Genomic DNA, 16607 nt, shown 5'->3' on the forward strand with positions numbered 1-16607 from the left:
AGTACGAGGGCTTCCGGGCGGCACGCCGAGAGCACGCACCGAACGCCGCGCGGCCGCCCTCCGGGCGACGAGGCCACTTTCACAACAGGCCCTAGCCCTCCGGAACGTCCAGGCCTGGCGCGTACGCCGGCTCCGGATTGAACTCCGGGTGGTAGCTCTCGGGAGCCGCCAGGTAACTGGCCGGCAGTCCGCCGGTGTCGATGACGATCTGGTCCACGGCGATGCCCGCGTCCACCATGAACAGGCGCAGCACATGCTCGCCGGCCCGGGCGACGCTCACGGTGGTGGTGAGCTTCTCGATGCCGTCCTCCACGTTCCGGGCCCACGCGTCCCCGCGGTTGCCGGTGGCGACGGCCTGCCCGGTCAGTACGGCGGGCGGCTGGTCGTCGAGGGCGACGGCCACCCGGCGGTACCCGCGCTCGTCGAGGGAGGGCAGCCGGAAGACGGTGACCGGGAAGGTGCCGGTGCTCGCGAACCGCACCCGGTACCTCACCTCCGGTGCCCGGCGGGCGAAGTCACCGGTGACCGGGGCGGCCGTCGACGGGCCCGCCTCCATCGCGCCGCTGCGGCGTCCGAGGCCGCGGACGAACCGCCAGCGCATCCCGCCCCGGGCCACCCGCCGCTCGAAGTGCGCGGCGTCGATCGACACGAAACCGTTGGCCTCGACGAACCCCCGGGCCCGCCGCAGCGCGCGCAGGCCGTCGTTGACCACCCGCACCGGCACGTCGACGCTCTGTCCCGCACCCGTGAAGGTGACCGCCGTGTCGAGCGTGCCCTGCGGTGCCCGCGCCCAGTCGACCTCGACCCACACCCGGATCTGCTCGGCCAGTGAGCCGCCGGCCGAACTGAGCCGGAGCCAGGGGGCGGCGGCCTCGGCGGCCCAGTCCAGCGGCAGGAAACCGGTGTTGAAGACGTCCACGAAACGCCGGTCACGGGTGTAGGAGGAGAAGGCCAGCGCACGCGCCGCGCCCGTCTCGTTGCCCTCGGCCGCCACCCCCAGCCCCGAGGTCTCCCGACGGGCGACCCGCGTGACGCCCGGCCGCCCCGGCGCCTTGGGGATCTGCGAAGGGTACGGATTGACGATCCCGTCCCACTTCCCGCCCGCCACCTGCGTGTTGTAGCGCTTGGTGAGGGCCGCCTCGTGGGTGTGCGCGGCCTCCGCCAGATCCGCGAACCGGTTGGCCCCGGCCCCGCGTCCCTGCGTCACCGCCAGCCCGTTGCGATCGGCCCAGTAGTACTTGAGGTTCATCAAGTACGCCCCGTGCACCGGGTATTCGACCAGCTCGAAGAAGGCGTCCCGGTACGACTCCGGCAACTCGGCACCCACGGCCCGCACCCGCTCCAGCAGCCGCTCGTACGCGCCCAGGCGACGGCCCGCCTCGTCCCCGTGGTGGATCACCGACAGGATGCCGCGCGCGATGAACTCGGGCCGCAGCTCCGCCGCGAGACGGTAGTACTCGGTGCGGATCGCCGCGATCTCCCGCCGGTGCAGGTGCCCGAACTGCCGCCCGGCCCACTCGGCGAGGAAGTCCTCCACCTCGTCGGCGTCCCACCGGTCGACGTCCCAGGCCATGTCCAGGGAGAAGGACAGCCCGGTCTCGATGGACTTGACGTCCCCCACGTTGAAGATCCACATGCGGTCCACACCGTGCTCGTACACCCGGCGCAACTCCTGCCATACCTTGGCCAGTTGCGTGGTGTCCAGCCACAGGTAGCTCTTCGGGCGGCCCCAGTAGGACAGGTGGTAGTAGATGCCGTTGCCGCCCGGGCGGGCGCGCTCCGCGTCGTTCGGCAGCTGGCGCATGTTGCCGTGGTTGTCGTCCGGCCAGATCAATGTCACGTCCTCGGGGACCTGGACGCCCGCGTTGTACAGCTCCAGGACCTCCTTGTACGGGATGAAGATCTGCGGCTCGGCCGCGGCCCCGACCTCCTCGGCCAGGATCCGGCGCTGGTCGGCGATGATGTCGTTCATCACGACGACCCTCTCGGGGATCGTCGTGGCGTACTTCGTCTCCAGCGCGCTGTCGTGCAGTCCGCGCATACCGAGGGTCCAGCTGCTCTCGTAGGGCGCGTTCTGCCTGGCCCGGGCTCTCCAGTAGGCGGAGATCACGGTGGGGTTGACCGTGTAGTCGTACACGGGCAGGGTGCCGTCCGCGTTCGGGTGTTCCGCGGCCCACGGCTCCCACTCGTGGACGCCGTTGCGCAGCAGCGCCTCGGGGTGGCTGGAACCGACGACGATGCCGTAGCGCTCGGCCAGTTCGGGGTTCTCGCGGTGCTTGTTGAAGAAGTCGGAGTACGGGTGCATGGCCGGCCACAGGTAGTTGGCCTTGAGGCGGAGCAGCAGCTCGAAGACACGCTCGTACGTCCTGGGGCCGATGTTCTTGTCGGGCTCCTGGGTGCGCTGCGACCACGTGGTCAGGTTCTGCTCGTCGTTGATGAAGATGCCGCGGTAACGGACGGACGGCTCACGGCGCTTGAAGGTGGCCGCGGGGACCGTCACCGTGGCCCGGTGCTCGACCGGTACGTCGGCCCACCAGTACCAGGGTGAGACCCCGATGCGCTCGGAGGTGTCGTAGATCCCGTAGACCGTGCCCCGCCGGTCGCTGCCCGCGATCACCAGCGCGCGCTCGACACCGGGCACCGGGCGCTCCACGACCTGGGTCACGGAGGCCTCCCAGCGCCCCTGCACGCCGGAGACGTCGAGGCGCCCGTCCTCGGCGAGGCGATCGATGACCGGGCTCGCACCGAGGGTGCCGACCAGGATCGCTCCGGCCGCCTTCCGGGGCGGTGCGTGGACGAGGGCGGGCCGGACCCCGCTGACCCGTTCGATGTCGGCCCGGAGATCGCCGGCCGCGCGGATCACGGCGTGGTCGTCACCGGCGTCCACGAAGACGTCGACGCCGGTGCCGTCGGCCACCAGCGGGAAGGGGGACCGGCCGGACTCCGCGGCCCGGGCGGTGGCGGCGGGCAGCAGCCCCGGGAGCAGGGGAGCCACCCCCGCCGCGGCCATGCCCCGCAGGAAGGACTTGCGGCTCCAGGAGGGGGACGGGCCGTTCGGTTCGGGGTGCGGCACGGGACGCTACCTTTCCGCGCCGGCCCGCGTCGGCTCGCGCACGGACGGTGGGCGGAGCTCGGCGCATGACGGGATTGGCCTATGGCTTAGAAAGCGCTTGCTGCGCAGCCTAGGGCAGGGCCCACCGGAGCGTCCAGGGTGATGCGTGGGGGAGTTGGCCATGTGGATGGCCCACGGTGCGAGGTGGGAACCCGGCGGCGGCCGTCAGGGGGTTGAGGGCCGCCGCCGGAGGGACGCGGGCCGGGAGCCCGGCGGCGGCCGTCAGAGGATTCAGGATCGCCGCCGGGAGGACGCGGGCGCGAGGGGTCAGCGGGTGATGTACACCGTCGCGGACGCCGTCGAGCCCGTGTGCAGGTCGTCGCCCGGCCAGCTCACCTTGTAGGTGGTCTCCCGCCGGGTGCGCGGGATGTCGTTGATTTTGAAGGTGCCGTCCGCGGCGACCGTCACCGACGACAGCGTGCCGGTGCCGAGCCGGTCGGTGCGCTCCACCTTCAGCACCGCCCGCTCCGGGAGCGCGCTGCCCCGGGCGGTGAAGGTGCCGGTGATCTCGACGCCTGTCGCCAGGGAGGCCTCGGCCGGGGCGGTGAGGGCGATCGAGGTGGGCGCCTTGCCGACGGACACCGTGTGGGTGACGTCGGTCGCCGGGCGGTGGGTGAGGTCACCGAGGTAGGAGACGGTGTAGGTGGCGTTCCCGAGCAGCTCGGGCTCGTCCAGGACGGTGTAGGAGCCGTCCGCCTTGACCGTGAAGGTGCCCAGGTCATGGCTGCCGCCGGCGTCCGTACGGGTCGCCCTGACCCGCAGCGGCTCGGCGGGCGCCGGTCCGTCGTGCTCCAGCCGACCCCGCACCGACAGCGGCTCGCCCACGACGGCCTGGGCGGGGCTGTGGGTGAGCGCGCTGCCGAGGCGTACGTCGTACTGCACGGCCGGGGGCTGGATGACGTGCAGCCAGTACTGGTTGCCGGCCGCGTTGGTCGTGACCGTGAACAGCCGAGCGCCGTCGGCGGACCACTCCATGCCGCGCGGTGCGACCCGGTCGCCGTCGAGGCTGCCCTCGAAGGCGAACTCCAGCGGTGCGGTGGAGTCGGTCGGGTCCGCGGGCTGCACCAGCAGGTCCGGGGTCGCGCCGGAGGCGGAGGCACCGCGGGCGACGTACTTGCCGTCCCCGCTGAAGGCGACCGCGCTGGCACTGGCCCCGGCGGGCAGGGCCGGGTAGCCGGTGTCCGCGTCGGACAGATCGGTGGTGTTCAGCAGCCGGGTGCCCTGGGCGGAGTCGGCGACCGCGACCTTGGTGCCGTCGGCGGAGAACGCCATGTCCTTGAGGTTCAGGGCGCCTTGGCCGTCGGCGTCGGCGAAACGCCGGGCCGCGCCCCGGACCAGGGTGCCGCCGCTGGTGTCGTACACGGTCAGGAACGGGTCGGCCGCCTGCGCGTTCAGCGGCTGCCCCATCAGCATCCGATCGCCGGGCCCGGCCTCCAGCTGGAGCTTGCCGTGGTCCTGCCAGTCGGTGCGCGGCGCGGTGTTGTTCGCGGGCGCGTAGGAGTCGAGGTAGGTGAGCGTGGCGTCGCAGCCCGACGGGGAGGGCGCGTACGGCGTGGTGAAGTACGCCGTACCGCCGGAGAAGGCGAGGCTGCGGCCGCAGGTGTCGGTGGAGACGTACAGGCCGTCCGCCTGGTAGGTGCTGGTGTCGTAGCGCCAGAGCACCTCGCGTCCGCCGACGTAGAGGGTGGAGCCGTCCGCGTTCAGCGCCAGCCCGGAGATGTGCTGCTGGGTGCTGATCGTGGTGACCCGCTCGCCCTGGAAGTTGTAGACGGCGATCAGACCGGTGGCGTAGGTGCCCAGGTTGCCGTCGGCGACGTAGACCCGTTGGTGTGCGGAGTCCACGGCCAGGGCCGAGTACGACGTGATCGGCAGCTTGGCCACCGCGTCGGAGGCCGCCGCGTGGGCCGCGGGCGCGGCCGCGACGGTCAGCCCGGTGGCGGCGAGCGCCGCGGTGACGACGGCGGCCGCGAGACGTCTGGGACGGTGTGCGGTGTTCAATTGTGCCCCCCACAGGCGTAATTGGGCCTCGCCGGGAGCGGCGAGACCCATGTGCCCCCCATGTAACAGGGGTGAAGATCCTGTGATCAAGGGGGCGCGTGGGGAGGGGACGATTCCGCCATAGGGCTCGATCGCGCGTCGAGAGTCTCGGCCGGGGCGGCGGCGCGGGGCCCACCGACGCGGGGCCGGCCGGGGCGGGGGAGGCCCTCGACGCCGCCGCACCGCGGCCGGGCATCGCGGACGTACGTCGGAAGTGCGGCCGGGGAAGTGCGGTCGTGCATCGGTGATGCGGACGGGAAGCGCAGACGTACGCCGGTAGCGCGGCCGGGGACCGCGGACGCACGTCAGCCGTACGTCAGTCGCTGTCGGGCCGGTCGGCCTTCTCGGCGTTCTTCTTCTTGATCCGGGCCGTCTCCTTGCGGACCTCGGCCTGCGTGGCCCGCTCCTTCACCAGCCAGTCGGGCTGCTCCTGCTTCAGCGCCTCGATCTGCTCGGTGGTCAGCGCCTCGGTGACACCGCCGCGCGCCAGGCCCGCGATGGACACGCCGAGCTTGGCCGCGACCACCGGCCGGGGGTGCGGGCCGTGGGCCCGGAGGTCCTGGAGCCACTGGGGCGGCTCGGTCTGGAGCTGGTTGAGCTCGGCCCGCGAGACGACACCCTCACGGAACTCGGCGGGGGTGGCCTCGAGGTACACACCCAGCTTCTTCGCCGCGGTCGCGGGCTTCATCGTCTGGGTGCTCTGGTGCTGCGTCATGGTGTCCAGGGTATCCACTGGGTGAACCGCCGCTGACCACGGCCGGTAACCTGGCCAGGTGACAGGCTCGGAAGAACCCCCGCAGTTCCGGCTCGCCTACGTTCCGGGCGTGACCCCCTCGAAGTGGGTGCGGATCTGGAACGAGCGGCTGCCCGACATCCCGCTCACCCTCCTCCAGCTCCCCGCCCCCGAGGCACGCGACGCGCTCCGGGACGGCGCCGCGGACGCCGGTCTGGTCCGACTGCCGGTCGACCGTACGGTGTTCAGCGCGATCCCGCTGTACGAGGAGACCACGGTCGTCGTCGTCCCCAAGGACCACGTCGTCGCCGCGGTCGACGAGGTGACCAGGGAGGACCTGGCCGACGAGATCGTGCTGCACCCCCTCGACGACGTCCTGGACTGGGACCGGCTGCCGGGCCGTCCCGCCCTCGAGCGCCCGGCGACCACGGAGGACGCCGTCGAGCTGGTCGCGGCCGGGATCGGCGTGCTGATCGTCCCGCAGTCCCTGGCCCGGCTGCACCACCGCAAGGACCTCACCTACCGGCCGGTCACGGACGCCCCCGTGTCCGCGGTCGCCCTGTCGTGGCGGGAGGACGCGACCACGGACATGGTCGAGGACTTCATCGGCATCGTCCGAGGCCGCACGGTCAACAGCACTCGGGGCCGCTCCACGGACCGGACCGCCGGGACGCAGGCCCAGCCGAAGAAGCAGGCCAGGGGGGCCTCCGGCACCGGCGGCAACGGTGGCAACGGCGGCCGACGCAAGCCGCCCGCCGGCAAGAAGCCCCAGGGCGCCAAGCGCGGCAAGCCCAAGCGCCGGTCCTAGGCGTTCTGGCGCGAAGCGCCTTCACGAGGCGCGGGGACCGTCCGGCGCACGCGGAAACGCCTCAGCCGTGGGTCGGGGCGGGGCGGCACGGGACGGGGTGACCCGCGCGGTCAGGATGCCGCCGCCGAGCGCGCGAGCCAGTCGTACGCGGCCCGGGCCGTGAACTCCCGCTGACCGCCGCGCACCAGGAGGTCCGCGGTGGTGAACTCCGGGGCGTCGGCCTGGGCAGTGACGTAAGGGATCGCGATGCAGCGCATCCCGGCGGCGTGCGCGGCGGCGGCGCCCGGGGCCGCGTCCTCCAGGACCACACAGTCGGCCGGAGCGGCGCCAAGCCTGCGGGCCGCCTCCAGGAAGACGTCCGGCGCCGGCTTGCCGCGCTCGACCTCGTCGGCGGAGACGACGGTGCGCAGATACGCGTCCAGGCCGGTGCCGGCCAGGATCGCGTCGATGGCCTGGGGCGAGGAACCCGAGGCCACGGCCAACGGCACGCCCTCGGAGGCCAGCAGTGCCACGAACGCACGCATCTCGGGGTAGGCGGGTGTGTTGGCGCGGGCCAGCTCCAGATAGCGGCGGTCCGTCGCGGCGAACAACTCCTCGACGGAGGGCCCCAGGTCGTAGCGGCGCTTCCACAGCCGGACCGTCTCCAGGGTGCTGATGCCGACGTAGCGCTCGTGCTCCTCCCAGGTGAAGCCGGGGACACCGTGCTCGGCGAGGATCTGGCGGCCCGCCTCGTAGTAGTTCGGCTCGCTGTCCACGAGCGTTCCATCGAGATCGAAGATGACCGAGAGGCTGCCGAGATTGCTCATGGCGCCCAGGATGTCAGGCGCGGACGGCGCGGCCGATCGACTCCACCAGGGGCAGCAGCCGGTGCGGCACCCGCTCGCGCAGGGCCACCTCCGTGCGGGTGCGCACCACCCCCGGCAGGCTGATCACCTTCTGGATCACGTCCTCGAGATGCGCGTTGTCCCGCGCCACGACCCGGGTCAGCAGATCTCCGCCGCCCGCGATCGAGAAGGCCTCGACGATCTCCGGCACCGAGGCCAACGCGTCGCCCACGTCGTCCAGCCGCCCCTGGGTGACCTCGATGTGCACGAACGCGAGCACGGGGTGGCCGAGGGCCGCGGGGGAGAGGGTCGGTCCGGTGCCGGTGATCACACCGTCCCGCTCCAGCCGGTCCAGGCGGGCCTGGAGCGTGCCCCGCGCGACGCCGAGGATCCGGGCGTACTCGCGCACGCTGGTGCGGGGCCGCTCCAGCAGCAGGCGCAGGATGCGGGTGTCGAGCTCGTCCACGGCCATGGTGCGGCCTTTCGTCGTCCGTGGTCCGTTGGCCCGCCACTGGAGGGGCCGAGACCGGTTTGTCTATGCCAATGGACCAGCGTAGTCGGGGTCGCTTGAGCCAGTCGGGGCAGTGGTGCTCCAATGAGCCGGTCGATGGCGCTGCGGACCCCCGCGGCGCCTTTTTCATGCCGGTACTCGATGGGATGCAGGAGGCGGACAGCAGTGCTGAAGAGGATGTTCACGGCACCGGACCCGGGGCGCGTACGGCTGCGCTTCGCCGCCCGGGCCGTACTGGGCATCGGGCTCGCGGTCCTCGTCGTCGGCCTCGCCGGACACTCCCTCGTCGGCGCCGTCACCGGCGGCCTCGCCGCCCTGCTCGCGCTCTTCACCGTCACCGACGCCACGGTCCGCGCCCAGGCCGTCACCACCGCGCTGCTCCCGGTCGTCGGCCTCCCCGTGCTGGCCGCCGCGGCCACCCTGCACGACCACCCCGTCGCCCGCGACCTCACCTTCCTCGCGGTGATCGGCGCGGGCGTGTACGCGCGCCGCTGGGGACCACGCGGACACAGCCTCGGCGTGTTCGCGTTCATGACGTTCTTCGTCGCCCAGTTCCTGCGGGCCACCCCGGAACGGCTGCCCGAGCTGTACGCGGCCGTCCTGCTGTCCGTGCTCAGCGCGGCCGTGGTCCGCTTCGGCCTGTGGTGCTACGAGCGCCGGCTGCCCCCGGCCCCGGTCCCCGCCCCGCCCCCCGGCACGGGCCTCGCCCGGGTGACCACCCGCCAGGCGGTCCAGGCGACCACCGGCGCGGCCTTCGCGCTGGTCGTGGGTCAGCTGGTCTCCCCGGAGCGCTGGTACTGGGCCGTCGGCGCCACCTGGTGGGTCTTCGTCAACACCACCTCGCGCGGCGAGACCCTCGTCCGCGGCTTCCGCCGGGTCCTCGGCACGGTGATCGGCATCGGCCTCGGACTGCTCGTCGCCGTCCCGCTGGCGGGAGCCCCGGTGCCCTCGGCCGTGCTCCTCGCCGCCTGCGTCTTCGGGATCTTCTACACGGCCGCGGTCTCGTACACCTGGATGATGCTCTGCGTCACCGTCCTCGCCGAGCTGCTGTACGGCCTGCTGGGCCTGCTCACCCCCGGCCTGCTCGCCCTGCGCCTGGTGGAGACCGGCGTCGGGGCGCTCGGGGCCGTGCTCGCCGTGCTGTTCGTGCTGCCCGTCACCACCCACACGACCACCGACGCCTGGATCCAGCGCGCCCTGCGCTGTGTCCACGCCTGCACCGCCGAGACCGCCGCCCGGCTGCGCGGGGTCGCGGACGCCGACCCGGCCCCGCGGGTGGCCGAACTGGAACACCTGCTGGCCCGGGTACGGCTCTCGGTCGCCCCGCTGGTGCACCCGCTCAACCCGATGCTCGGCCGCAAGCGGCGCGCCCACCGCGTGCTGGCGCTCCTCGACGACTGCGCCCGCGAGATCCGCGGCCTGGTCGCCGTCGCCGCCGACCCCGAGGCCTCCCACGACGCCCGCCTCGCCGCGGCCTGCTGGCGCGTGGAGGCCGCGGTGGAGGCACTCACCGACGGCCGCCTCGACGAGCTGGCCGTCACTGACCAGCCGCCCGCGTCCGAACCCGCGCTGGCCCACCTGCACGGCCTGGAACGCGCCCTCGCCGAGCTGGCGACACCGCTGCGGTCACCGTCCGGGTCGCCGCTCGTCGGCGCGTGACCCTGCCGGGGTGATCGGGGAGACCCGTTCCGTTCCCGGCGTGGGCCGGGTCTTCGGGGGCGCTGCCCGGTGGACGTCCGCGACGTCGTTGTCCGGTGGACGTCCGCCACGCCGAAGCCTGGAAAACGGCGGGCTGGGAGCCGGGGCGGGACTCCGGCGGGGGTGGCTGGGCGCCGGCTGAGTGTGTCGGCTGAGCGCCGGGCGGGGAAACGGCGAGTGCCCGGACGGTGGGCGGCGGAACGGCGGGTGCCCGGACGGTGGGCGGCGGAACGGCGGGAGGCCGAACGCCGGGTGACGGAATGGCGGGTGGCCGACCGGCGGGTGGCCGAACGGTGCGTGGGGGAACGGCGCGTGGCCGAACGGTGCGTTGGGGTACGGCGGGAGGCCGAACGGCGGGTGGCGGAACGGCGGAAGGCCGAACCGTGGGCGGGGGGACGGCGGGTGGCCGAACCGTGGGAGGCCGAACGGCGAAGGGTCCCGCGTCCCCTTGCGGGGCGGCGACGCTCGCGGTGTAAGGTCTAGACCTTCGATGATCGGCTGGAGCCGTCGCCCTCGACGGCACAGAACCGAGAGGGGACTGCGGTGGCAGACGGCGGCGAGCGACGGCGGCGGGCCTTCATCGGGTCCTTCACGGCGGCCGGAGGGCCGGGGATCGTGCTCGCGGCCGTGGCCCCGGACGACGGCGGGCTGACGCCCCTGGGCAGTGTGAACGGCCTGCCCGACCCCTCCTACCTGGCCCTGTCACCCGACAGACGCACCCTCTACGCGGTGAGCGAGACCGCCGAGGGCGCGGTCGCCGCGTACCGGGTCGCCGACGACAAGGTCGAGCCCCTCGGCCGTCCCGTGCCGGTCGGCGGCGGACCCACCCACCTCGGGCTGTACGACGGTCACGTCCTGACCGCCGACTACGGTTCCGGCAGCCTCACCGCCGTCCCCCTGCGCCCCGACGGCACCCTCGCGAGCGCCCTGTCCGGGAGCCTGCGGCACGCCGGGTCCGGACCGCACCCGCGGTTCCAGCAGGCCCCGCACGCCCACCAGGTGCAGGCCGACCCCAGCGGGCGGTGGGCGGTCAGCGTCGACCTCGGCACGGACTCGGTGCGAGTGTGCACGGTGCCCGAGGGCCGCCCCGAGGTACACCGCGAGTTCGCCCTGCGGCCCGGCTCCGGCCCACGCCACCTGGCCTTCCACCCCGACGGCACCCGCGCCTACGTCGTCAACGAACTCGCCCCGACGGTCACCGTCTGCCGCTGGGACGCCGACGAGGGCCTCCTGGAGCCGCTGACGGAGGCCCAGGTACTGCCGGGCGCCCCGGCCGGCGACGCCTATCCCTCGGGTGTGGTGGTCTCACCCGACGGCCGCTTCGTCTGGACCGCCACCCGAGGCGAGGACGTCCTCTCCACGCTCGCCGTCGAGGACGACCGGCTGCGGCTCGTCGGCACCGTGCCCTGCGGCGGCCACTGGCCGCGGGCGCTCACCGAGTCGGCCGGTTTCCTGTACGCCGCCAACGAACGCTCGGGCGACGTGACCTGGTTCGCGACCGACCCCCACACGGGCCTGCCCTCCCGCACCGGCGCCCTGAAACTCCCGGCGGCGTCCTGCGTGATCTTCGACTGACCGGGGCGGGTGCTGGACACGGGGGCACGGGACCGGAGGGTCCGAGGAGCAGCGGTCGTGCCGGGCACCCGATGCCGGGCGCCGTAGTTCGGGAGGCTGGGTCTGGCCCGCCGTGCCCCCGCTCTCAGCCCGCCGGTCTCACTCAGTCAACCGGGGGCGCGACCGGCCCAGCGCCGGATCGGTCGGCTCGGGGCGCCTCGACAGCCCTGTCGGCTCGCTGGCTGTGATGGTGTCTCGCTGCACCGCGTGCGGGACGCACGCCGAAGGGCCCGCTTCCGGAGTGGAAGGGGCCCTTCGGCGGTTTCACGGCTGTGCGTGGCGTGGTGCGGCCACGCGTCAGCGGGTCGGTGCGCCCTGCGGCTGCTGCGGCGCGATGCCCAGGGCCGTCGTGTACTTGGCCAGCGCGAGCTTGCCGATGGCCGGGTAGGCGCCCAGCGCCTCGGCGGCGGAGCATCCCGCCTCCTTGGCGGCCTCCTCGATCAGCGCCGCCTCGATCTCCGGCCCTATCAGGTACGGCGCCAGCGCCAGCTGCTGCGAGCCCGAGGACCGCAGTTGCTCGGCCACGGAGGCGATCGAACCGTCCTGGTCCAGCGCGGCCGCCATCACGGGCACGGCGAGGCGCGCGGCGAGCAGCATGCCGGTGATCCCGGCCGCCTGCACCGCCTCGTCACCACCCACGGACGCCAGGATGATGCCGTCCGCGGCGGTCGCCACGGTGAACAGCCGCGCCCGGTCGGCGCGGGCCAGACCGGCCTCCGACAGCCGCACGTGCAGCGCCTCGGCGAGCAGCGGGTGCGGGCCGAGCACATCGGTCAGGTCGGCCGCGACCCGGCTGTCCATCACGGCCTGCCGGATGACCCGCAGCAGCGCGCTGTCCGGGCCGGCCAGCAGCGGCACGACGACGGCGACGGGGCCCTCGGGCTCCCTGGCCTCCACGCCGGCGGCCTTGGCCTGCTCGTACCGGGCGGTGCGCTCCTGCGCGGTGTACGTGAGCACCGACTGGAGCGTGGGGAACTCCGCGTCGTCCCCGTCGATGTACGCGATCCGCGCATCGAGGCCGGGGAGCTCGGAACGGGCGATGCTCACGACCTCTTCGGCAAGGCCGCGCGTGGCCGCGCTGGGCGTGCCCGGCACCGCGAGGACGAGCGCGGGCGCGCCCTCGGGAGCCGCCAGCGGCTCGGGACGGCGGTGTCGTCCGGGCTGGCGGGGGCGCGGCATTCGTACTGGCAGGCCGGCGGGCCCAGTGGGGGAGCTCATGGCGCCGCATGTTACTGGCTTACTGGGCTTCCCTGTTCGGGGAGGGTGCAGGTGAGCGGTATCCGTCCGGTTTTGTCTGATGAGTTACGTACGCTTCGGATGCGGCGGTCGGATCGGGATCAGTCGCTCTTTCCGGTCACCACGTGCAGCATCGCCCCGTCGCTCGGCAGGGTGAGCGCGCCCACCGCGAGGTCGGTCGCGATCCGTACCGACCCGTGCAACGGATCTCCGGCCGGCGCCACCCGGCGCGCATGGGGCAGCCGTCTCGCCAACTCCTCCTCCAGCGGTACGAGGAGAGGCTCACCGATCTTGAAGAGGCCACCGGTGAGCGCGACTTGGGGTCTCCCCTCGGTGGGACAGACGGCGGCCGCGGACTCGGCCATGTGACGGGCGGCGGTACGCAGGATGTCCGCGGCGACGGGGTCGTCCGGGGCGCAGACGGCGACCTGGGGGGCGAAGGAGGCCAGGACGGCGGGTCGGTCCGGGCGCGGGTAGAGGAGGCTGGGCAGTCCGGGCATCGGCCCGAACAACTCCTCGGCCCGTGCCAGCAGGGCCCTCGATCCGCCGGCCCGCCCGTCGTGGGCGCGCAGGGCGCACTCCAGGCCCGCCCGCCCGATCCAGGCACCGCCGCCGCAGTCGCCGAGCAGATGTCCCCAGCCGTCCGCACGGTGCCATCGCGTCAGGTCCGTGCCTACCGCGATCAGACCGGTTCCGGCCGCGACGACCGCACCGGGTGTCGCGCCGAGGGCGCCCGCGTACGCGGTGACGGCGTCGGCGGCGAGAGCGACCCGCCCGACCCCGAACTCCCGCCCCAGAGCCTCCGGAAGCTCGGCACGCAACGCCTCGCCCAGGGTCGTGAGCCCGGCGGCGCCGACCACGGCCGTACCGAGCCGATCGACCCCCGTCGCCTCGGTCAACGCCCGCACCATCGGCACCAGCTGCCGCATCAGGTGCTCCGGGTCGATCCCCCGGGCCCCGGTCCGCACCGGCTCGCGCGACTCACGCTGCGCCAACGCCCCCCGCCGCACGGTCCCGACGACGACCCGCAGACCGGAACCACCGGAGTCGACAGCGAGGATCCCGGACTCGCCACCGTTTTCCCCGTGCTCGGCACCGGGGAGTCTGGAGGCGACGGGGCCGTCAGAGCCCAAGTCATTGACGGGACCGCCGGAGTTGCCGACGGGAGACGCCGCGAACCCGGCGTTCACCGCAGGTCTGGCCGCAGCAGCGGGGCCCGCTGCTCCGGTCCCCGATCCGGTCGACCCCGTCCCGCCCGTCCCCGGACCGGACGCGGCTCCGGTCACGGCAGGCGCCAGTCCACCGGCTGTCCCCCTTGCCTGACCAGCAGGTCGTTGGCGCGGCTGAAGGGGCGGGAGCCGAAGAAGCCTCGGTCGGCCGACATCGGGGACGGGTGGGCGGACTCCACGGACGGCAGGTCCCCGAGCAGCGGGCGGAGGTTGCGGGCGTCGCGGCCCCACAGGATGGACACCAGCGGCTTGCCGCGCGCGGCGAGCGCCCGTATCGCCTGTTCGGTGACGTCCTCCCAGCCCTTGCCGCGGTGCGCGGCAGGCTTGCGCGGGGCCGTGGTGAGCGCCCTGTTGAGCAGCAGCACGCCCTGTTGGGTCCACGGTGTGAGGTCGCCGTTGGACGGCTGGGGCAGCCCCAGGTCGGTGGTGAGCTCCCGGTAGATGTTGATCAGGCTGCCGGGCAGCGGCCGCACCTCGGGCGCGACCGAGAACGACAGCCCCACCGCGTGCCCCGGCGTCGGATAGGGATCCTGTCCGACGATCAGGACGCGGACGTCGTCGAAGGGCTGTTGGAAGGCGCGCAGGACGTTCGGTCCGGCCGGCAGATAGGTGCGTCCCGCGGCGATCTCCGCCCGCAGGAAGTCACCCATCTCGGCGATCCGTCCGGCAACGGGTTCCAGGGCCTTCGCCCAGCCCGGTTCGACGATTTCATGCAAGGGTCGTGGAGCCACGGCGTCACCCTACTGCCGTAAGGACAGCGGTGATCAACCGGTGGCCAAAGCCCGTTGGTCCCCCCTGGTGGCTCATCCGACGACCGCGGCCCGCACGCACAGGACGTCCGGCAGATGGGACGCGAGTTCGCGCCAGCTGTCGCCGTCGTCGCCCGACGCGAACACCTCGCCGTTGCGGTTGCCGAAGTACACGCCCGCCGGGTCCGCGTCGTCGGTGCACAGCGCGTCCCGCAGCACGGTCCCGTAGTGGTCGCCCTGCGGCAGTCCCGCCGACAGCGGCTCCCAGTTCTTGCCCGCGTCCGCGGTGCGGAAGACCCGGCACCGGCGGTCGGCCGGGACCCGGTCCGCGTCGGCGTTGATCGGGAACACGTACGCCGTGTCGCCGCGACGCGGATGGGCGGCCACCGCGAAGCCGAACGTGGACGGAAGCCCCTCGCCGATGTCCGTCCAGTGGGCACCCGCGTCGTCGCTGCGGTACACACCCCAGTGGTTCTGGAGGTACAGGCGGTCCGGGGTCGCTGCGTCCCGGGTCACCTTGTGCACGCACTGGCCGAACTCCGGGTCGGTATCCGGCAGGAACACCGCGGAGACACCGGAGTTGGAGGGGAACCAGCTCGCGCCGCCGTCGGTGGTCCGGAACACCCCGGCCGTCGAGACCGCGACCGTCAGGGCCTGGGGGTCGCGCTTGTCCGTCAGGATCGTGTGCAGACCCTCACCGCCGCCGCCCGGCACCCACTTGGAGCGGGTGGGGTGCTCCCACAGCGGGCGGACCAGCTCGAAGGTCTCGCCGCGGTCCTCCGAGCGGTACAGTGCGGCCGGTTCCGTGCCCGCGTACACGACGTCCGGCTCCGCGGCCGCCGGGTGCAGCTGCCACACCCGCTCCAGCGACGCGCCCGTGTCCTTGGGGAACTTGACGGCGGGCTGCGCCGGCTCGGTCCATGTGCGGCCCAGGTCGTCGGAGTGGAACACGGACGGGCCCCAGTGCGCGCTGTCACCGCCGGCCAGGAGCCGCGGTCGCTCACCGCGGGTGTCGATCGCGACCGAGTACACGGCCTGCGCGTTGAAGTAGGGACTCTCGTCGAACTCCCAGGTGCCACCCCGCCTGCGTCCGATGAACAGGCCCTTGCGGGTGCCCACGGCGAGCAGTACCTCGGTCATGCCGACCACCTCCGTGACGTCGTTGTCTCAGATACCGGCCAGTCTGCACCCCGGCACTGACAGTCACCCCCGGAACGGGCTTCACCGCAGGTCAGGGCGGGATGTTAACGGCTTCCCGGAATCCGCGGGCCGCTTTCCGCATGACCCGGCCGACGGGGTGCGACCCGTGCGACGGTCGGGCTGGGGGCCGGTCCTGAGCAGGGCGGGGCCGTCCCCCGTATGGAAAGGCGGTCCGGCATGTTCGCGCGCTCATGAGGAGGAAGCCTTCGATGACGTTCCGTGGTCCGAAGGTGTGGCTGTGGCGCTGGCGGCGCAATCCGCTCAAGCGCCGTGCCGACAAGGTGGAGGCCTGGGTCGTGCTCGGAGCCTGGCTGCTCACCGCCCTCCTGGGGGTGCTCGCCGGGATGGGCGCGACCCGGTCCGTGGAGCAGAGCCTGGCCAGAGAACGGGTCGAATGGCGGCCGGTCCAGGCCCGGCTCGTGGAGGAGGCGCCCGGGACGTTCGCCGGGGAGTCCGGGACGGCGAGCAGTGACCGGGTGTGGGCGAAGGTCCGCTGGGCGGCCCCGGACGGCTCCTCCCGTACCGGCCAGGTCCGTGTCCGCCCCGGCAGCCCATCGGGCACGCCAGTCACTGTCTGGACGGACCCAGATGGCCGCCTGGTCACCCGCCCCGCCACCGAGTCCCAGGCAGCCCTCCGCGCCTCCCTGATCGGCGCCCTGGTGGGCATCGGCGCCGCCTTCGTCCCCTTCGTCACCGGTCGCGTGCTGTGCGGACGCCTGGAACGTCAACGCATCGACCACTGGGACACGGAGTGGGCACGGTTCGGACCGCTGTGGGGGCGGACGAGGTGAGGCCGGGGCGGGGACCGGGGTGAGGGCTGGGATGGAGGGCTGGGATGGAGGGCCCCGTACCGCCA

At 73.4% G+C, this 16607-nt stretch carries 13 protein-coding genes; 4 read left to right on the top strand and 9 right to left on the bottom strand.

Going from position 1 to position 16607, the window contains the following annotated elements; translation table 11 throughout:
• Positions 1–91: 91 nt before the first annotated feature.
• From ACH41F_RS28925 to ACH41F_RS28935, 3 genes are all read right to left on the bottom strand, one after another.
• Positions 92–3010, bottom strand: coding sequence for a glycosyl hydrolase 115 family protein (locus tag ACH41F_RS28925; protein ID WP_398838312.1), 2919 nt, complete (start codon positions 3008–3010; stop codon positions 92–94).
• A 369-nt stretch (positions 3011–3379) separates the two neighbouring features.
• Entirely contained in the window at positions 3380–5161 is a 1782-nt protein-coding gene (locus tag ACH41F_RS28930) for an Ig-like domain repeat protein (RefSeq protein ID WP_391242836.1), read from the bottom strand.
• Between the two features lie 304 nt (positions 5162–5465).
• Positions 5466–5864: a DUF5997 family protein gene (locus ACH41F_RS28935; protein WP_391242839.1), complete on the bottom strand. Its 399-nt coding sequence runs from the start codon at positions 5862–5864 to the stop codon at positions 5466–5468.
• Positions 5865–5922: 58 nt separating this feature from the next.
• Between ACH41F_RS28935 and ACH41F_RS28940 the strand changes: the two genes are divergently transcribed.
• Positions 5923–6690 carry a LysR substrate-binding domain-containing protein gene (locus ACH41F_RS28940; RefSeq protein ID WP_398838132.1) on the top strand — a complete coding sequence of 256 codons (768 nt, stop codon included), beginning with the start codon at positions 5923–5925 and terminating at the stop codon, positions 6688–6690.
• Positions 6691–6800: 110 nt separating this feature from the next.
• Here the strand turns inward: ACH41F_RS28940 and ACH41F_RS28945 are convergent, their stop codons facing one another.
• The gene (locus ACH41F_RS28945) at positions 6801–7496 is read right to left on the bottom strand and encodes an HAD family hydrolase (RefSeq protein ID WP_398838134.1); all 696 of its coding nucleotides are present in this window, start codon (positions 7494–7496) and stop codon (positions 6801–6803) included.
• Positions 7497–7509: 13 nt separating this feature from the next.
• Positions 7510–7986: an Lrp/AsnC family transcriptional regulator gene (locus ACH41F_RS28950; RefSeq protein ID WP_398838136.1), complete on the bottom strand. Its 477-nt coding sequence runs from the start codon at positions 7984–7986 to the stop codon at positions 7510–7512.
• 204 nt (positions 7987–8190) lie between these two features.
• Here ACH41F_RS28950 and ACH41F_RS28955 point away from each other — a divergent pair, with 204 nt between their 5' ends.
• Both ACH41F_RS28955 and ACH41F_RS28960 read left to right on the top strand, forming a co-directional pair.
• Complete coding sequence (locus tag ACH41F_RS28955; protein WP_391242851.1) at positions 8191–9684, top strand: FUSC family protein; 1494 nt, start codon at positions 8191–8193, stop codon at positions 9682–9684.
• A 582-nt stretch (positions 9685–10266) separates the two neighbouring features.
• Positions 10267–11298 (top strand): beta-propeller fold lactonase family protein, encoded by a 1032-nt coding sequence (locus ACH41F_RS28960; protein ID WP_391242854.1) that lies wholly within the window; start codon positions 10267–10269, stop codon positions 11296–11298.
• 336 nt (positions 11299–11634) lie between these two features.
• On the opposite strand, the gene ACH41F_RS28965 is transcribed toward ACH41F_RS28960, so the two are convergent.
• The 4 genes from ACH41F_RS28965 to ACH41F_RS28980 all read right to left on the bottom strand — a co-directional run bounded on the left by ACH41F_RS28965 (position 11635) and on the right by ACH41F_RS28980 (position 15691).
• Complete coding sequence (locus ACH41F_RS28965; protein ID WP_391242857.1) at positions 11635–12555, bottom strand: sirohydrochlorin chelatase; 921 nt, start codon at positions 12553–12555, stop codon at positions 11635–11637.
• A gap of 119 nt (positions 12556–12674) precedes the next feature.
• Entirely contained in the window at positions 12675–13634 is a 960-nt protein-coding gene (locus ACH41F_RS28970) for an N-acetylglucosamine kinase (RefSeq protein ID WP_398838314.1), read from the bottom strand.
• A 221-nt stretch (positions 13635–13855) separates the two neighbouring features.
• The gene (locus ACH41F_RS28975; protein WP_391242860.1) at positions 13856–14533 is read right to left on the bottom strand and encodes a uracil-DNA glycosylase; all 678 of its coding nucleotides are present in this window, start codon (positions 14531–14533) and stop codon (positions 13856–13858) included.
• A 72-nt stretch (positions 14534–14605) separates the two neighbouring features.
• Complete coding sequence (locus tag ACH41F_RS28980; RefSeq protein WP_398838138.1) at positions 14606–15691, bottom strand: WD40/YVTN/BNR-like repeat-containing protein; 1086 nt, start codon at positions 15689–15691, stop codon at positions 14606–14608.
• A 269-nt stretch (positions 15692–15960) separates the two neighbouring features.
• On the opposite strand from ACH41F_RS28980, the gene ACH41F_RS28985 reads away from it, so the two are divergent.
• Entirely contained in the window at positions 15961–16542 is a 582-nt protein-coding gene (locus ACH41F_RS28985) for a hypothetical protein (RefSeq protein WP_391242866.1), read from the top strand.
• Positions 16543–16607 lie beyond the last annotated feature (65 nt).

Source organism: Streptomyces sp. NPDC020489, assembly GCF_044386545.1.
GTDB lineage: Bacteria > Actinomycetota > Actinomycetes > Streptomycetales > Streptomycetaceae > Streptomyces.

What these genes read in the sequence shown, in the direction of transcription:
- ACH41F_RS28965 (WP_391242857.1), bottom strand. Translation starts at nt 12,555, where the DNA reads ATGAGCTCCCCCACTGGGCCCGCCGGCCTGCCAGTACGAATGCCGCGC.
- ACH41F_RS28980 (WP_398838138.1), bottom strand. Translation starts at nt 15,691, where the DNA reads ATGACCGAGGTACTGCTCGCCGTGGGCACCCGCAAGGGCCTGTTCATC.
- ACH41F_RS28935 (WP_391242839.1), bottom strand. Translation starts at nt 5,864, where the DNA reads ATGACGCAGCACCAGAGCACCCAGACGATGAAGCCCGCGACCGCGGCG.
- ACH41F_RS28950 (WP_398838136.1), bottom strand. Translation starts at nt 7,986, where the DNA reads ATGGCCGTGGACGAGCTCGACACCCGCATCCTGCGCCTGCTGCTGGAG.
- ACH41F_RS28925 (WP_398838312.1), bottom strand. Translation starts at nt 3,010, where the DNA reads ATGGCCGCGGCGGGGGTGGCTCCCCTGCTCCCGGGGCTGCTGCCCGCC.
- ACH41F_RS28945 (WP_398838134.1), bottom strand. Translation starts at nt 7,496, where the DNA reads ATGAGCAATCTCGGCAGCCTCTCGGTCATCTTCGATCTCGATGGAACG.
- ACH41F_RS28930 (WP_391242836.1), bottom strand. Translation starts at nt 5,161, where the DNA reads ATGGGTCTCGCCGCTCCCGGCGAGGCCCAATTACGCCTGTGGGGGGCA.
- ACH41F_RS28985 (WP_391242866.1), top strand. Translation starts at nt 15,961, where the DNA reads ATGACGTTCCGTGGTCCGAAGGTGTGGCTGTGGCGCTGGCGGCGCAAT.